3 protein-coding genes are annotated in these 3,632 nt (G+C 60.2%); all 3 read right to left on the bottom strand.

Translation table 11 applies throughout. The annotated features are described in order from the left end of the window. Positions 1 to 363: 363 nt before the first annotated feature. A complete protein-coding gene (locus HKN37_04875; GenBank protein ID NNE45977.1) occupies positions 364 to 1,272 on the bottom strand; it encodes a hypothetical protein in 909 nt (302 codons plus the stop codon). After that, a complete protein-coding gene (locus tag HKN37_04870; GenBank protein NNE45976.1) occupies positions 1,256 to 2,326 on the bottom strand; it encodes a hypothetical protein in 1,071 nt (356 codons plus the stop codon). The genes HKN37_04875 and HKN37_04870 overlap by 17 nt, the downstream gene beginning before the upstream one ends. After that, a partial coding sequence (locus tag HKN37_04865; protein NNE45975.1) for a hypothetical protein occupies positions 2,326 to 3,632 on the bottom strand: 1,307 nt, incomplete at its 5' end. The genes HKN37_04865 and HKN37_04870, both read right to left, overlap by 1 nt.

Below are 3,632 nucleotides of genomic sequence, written 5' to 3'. Positions count from 1 at the left end.
CCCGATGACTTCTCCATAGTCGGCGGACCCACGACGTTCCACCGCGGCTTCGTTCAACACGTCAGTTGCGGCCATGCTCGCTGCGCTCGACGGGCCGCAAGCCGCTTAACTCATTAACCACTGGGTTCATCCTTCCCATTGCGACCCGTTCTCAGCGTTGTGGTTAACACGCGCGCGATGCGCGCCAACCTCGCCGGCACTCACGCGATGGCAAACGTCGGCCATGAATCAAGCTCGGAACCCGCGGCGTTCGTGCGGGTTAGCTGCTGACGAGGTTTCTGAGCACGACGATCCACGTCCTGACGACTGATCTTGCCTCGTGCGACGGAAGCGCGGTGGAATCCCAGCTTCGCAACGGCACAATTACGGCTCACGGTCATCGATCGGCTCTTCGGAAGGCGGACAAGGATTCATTGCTTCTCTCCTCTCATCGTACGGCCGCGGTGTGAAACAAAGAATCTGTCGGCGCACTTCATTACTCTCTGCGAGCGCCACTGCCACGCGGATCTGTCGGCTATCGTCGCGGTGATGTACGACGATTGACGCCAAAAGAGCGGCACTCGGGAGCGTTGATCCAACAATCGCACCAAGTCCTGATTGCACATGAGGATTCGCCGGTGGATCCTCGAGCTGTGGATCGAGCTTGCCTGGAAGTTGAAATGCGGCGAACCGGTTCCGCCCCCGCCGGTTGGGCCAGTACGTAGCCCCCCCTCGATCATGCCGCGCCTGAATGATCACCAACTGCCCGTGCTCATCGTATGTTGCGGACAGCACACCACCGTCCTCAAACACGTAGACGAGATCAGTTCGCTCCGTGGGAGAGACAACCTGCTCTGAATCCTCTGCCTTGCCACATGAGTGACCGCCACCACCATCCGTATTCGATATGACGTACTCATCGGGGGACATGACCCCTGGCGAGTCTGGGTAGTTGTGTCGTTGCAGCACCAACGCGCGTGGTCCAAGGAGGACGACCTGGCGGAACTGCGTCCATTCAACGATGGGGTCGCGACCCCAAACCATATCGGTACGCCGCCCACTTGCGTCAAAGATGTCGAAGCCGAACGCAGTACTCTCGACGTACCCGTCGGTCGGCTTCTCCTTTCCCAAATGGGCGACGTGTCGCGTCACGTCGACGACCAGACCATGGTAGTTCACACCGGAGCCGAGCGTACTTGCGTCCCTTTCGCACCCTGTTGCGCCGACAGCAACCAGACTTGCGAGCAGACAGGCGAGCCGCAACTCTCGCATCGTTTCACTTCCGTTCAGCATACGAGTGGGAGCCGCAGTCTTCCATGTACGACGTCGCATCCAGCCTCGCATCACTCACACCAAACCGGACCTCATTACTCTTGACGAGAGCTGCCCGTGCTGACATGGCCAGCACGAGTGTACGCGGCAAGCCATGATCCAACACGCACGCCGTTTGGCTCTGGTCTAATTCCGTTACAACGAGCGGCGCCGAGTCCGCAGCGGCGGCGGTCGCCACCCTGAGTTCGAGCGTCACTGGTCCGAGCAGTCCCGTGCGCCTCAGCCAGAACTCAAGGACATATCGATCATCGGACGCAAGCGGACGCGTTGCTCGCAATGCTCCACCCTGGGCCTCCAGAACGATTGCGGGCGCCACGCAAGCGGCGAATTCCCAGTATGGTCGCACCCGCCAAAGGAATACATAGGCGAATCCAACGGCGACGATCAGTACAACTACAGCGCAGAGTCGGACACGGCCGGCTGGTCCAGACAGAATGTGATCCAGGCCCGCGGCCTGGCGCCGCTGCTGGACTCTCGATCCACACTCAGAGCACCGGTCTTGACCTCCGCGACCAGCCGGATAGCCACAGACCGCGCACAAGGATCCGTCCTGATCGATGACCCGGACACACGTGACCCGAACGAACAGTACCAACATGAAACCCGAGATCCCGCCGAGGATTCCAGCCGCGAGTACGAACCCGCCCAGGTCGCCAAACCCTTGACGCAGGACAATCGCGAACTCTGGCGACACTGTGGCCATCGAAGTGAACACGCCGATCGCCATCATCACCATGAATGCCACGGACGACACCACAACGTAGACGGGATGCTGACAACGGATTGAGAGCCAGATGAGATACGTGAGCATGATCAGCAACAGTACTGCAATCCACGCCAGCGCCAACAACGGGATGGCCATCGCCAGTTCGAGCATTGCTGCCCCCACGCATCCCATCCCCGCACCACAGCAGAACGCTAGCACACCGCTGATCAGAACCAAAGCCGAGTGACGATGCGGCGGACGGACTTTGACACGCTTGGAACCGATCTTGTCCCACAGAGTCTCAGGCACTACCAGAAGTTCCTGTCGCCCCACGGAACAGTATCTTCGTACTCAAAGTATGTCGTCGGAGTAAGTATCTCTCCGCTCTGCGTTCCCTGATAAATGAACTGCGCCAGATTAGTCTGGTCTCTCCATCCCTGTTTGGCCCCGTCAACATGGGCAGCGTGTGACGGGAAGTAGCTGCCTTTGAACTTGATCTCGAGTGCGCCGTCACAGCACAGCATGTACTCCATCTCTCGTGTAATCCATGGTGCCATTTGGCCGAACACGACGGCTTGGGTGAGATTGACAAATAACGACAATCTGGCCCTCGATCGCACTCTGAAATGGGCACAGCCATAAGTTGCGAGGAACTCAGCCTCCTCGATTACTCCTGGTGCTTTCTTATGAGTCCTCATCGGGGCAGGGATGAGGGGACTAACGCCACCTGGGACAATGATAGGCGTCCATCCACTATGACCGTCCCGATCGGTATCGATCACCTCGCTGAACCTCCCGCAGACGCAATCGATCTTGGCCGCGAACAGATCCCACCCTCGATGTTCCTTCTGGCCGTCCCATGCATCGAACGCGGATCGATTGCCAAACTGCGCGGGAGGCGTGGGATTTTGGCTGGACCACAAGGCCCCCAGCGCCATTCGCATAAGGGACAAGCGGATTGGCGAGACCTCGCCATACAGCTCGATCAACTCCAGTAAGGTCGAGTGGACAGAGAATCCGGCAACCCATGAGAGATTGACAGCTGTAGGCCCCGTGTAGGTGAGCAGCCCAAGCGGATCGACGGACACAAGCGGGTCTGCATTGGCGTATCCGTAGAGATTCATGCCGACAGCAGGACCAAGTGGGTCACGCCGAGACCATGCACCAAGGTCCGAGTTCAGCACTCGATGCCGGACGTGGTAGAGCCGGTACGCGTCGGCGAGCGCCGCTTCGAACTCATACCCCGCGTAGCCCTTGCGATTGCCAACTGAGTCGAGCGACAGCGCCCCCCACCCGAGCGTGTCGCCGTTCGCCGCCACCGTGGCCAGGTAGTCGCTGAAGTCCACGTCGCCGTCGAGGTCCAGGTCGCCGCGCACGTCGTAGCCGGCGCTGATCCAGGTGTTCACCTGCGTCGCGTCTGAGCCGTCAACGTCGCCGTCCGAGTCCGCGTCGCCCGCCGGCAGGCCGTCCGGCACGCCGTAGGCCGTATACCGCGCCTGCTCGAGCTGACCGCCCGACGCGTCGATCAGCGCCACCACGTCGTGACGCCAGTTCTGGCAGTAGTAGATGCGCTCCTCCAGCGTCCCGTCGGACTCGTCGTCCCAATCAGTGTTGG

The sequence above is a fragment of the Rhodothermales bacterium genome (assembly GCA_013002345.1).
GTDB lineage: Bacteria > Bacteroidota > Rhodothermia > Rhodothermales > JABDKH01 > JABDKH01.
This window is presented reverse-complemented; position numbering and strand designations above follow the sequence as displayed.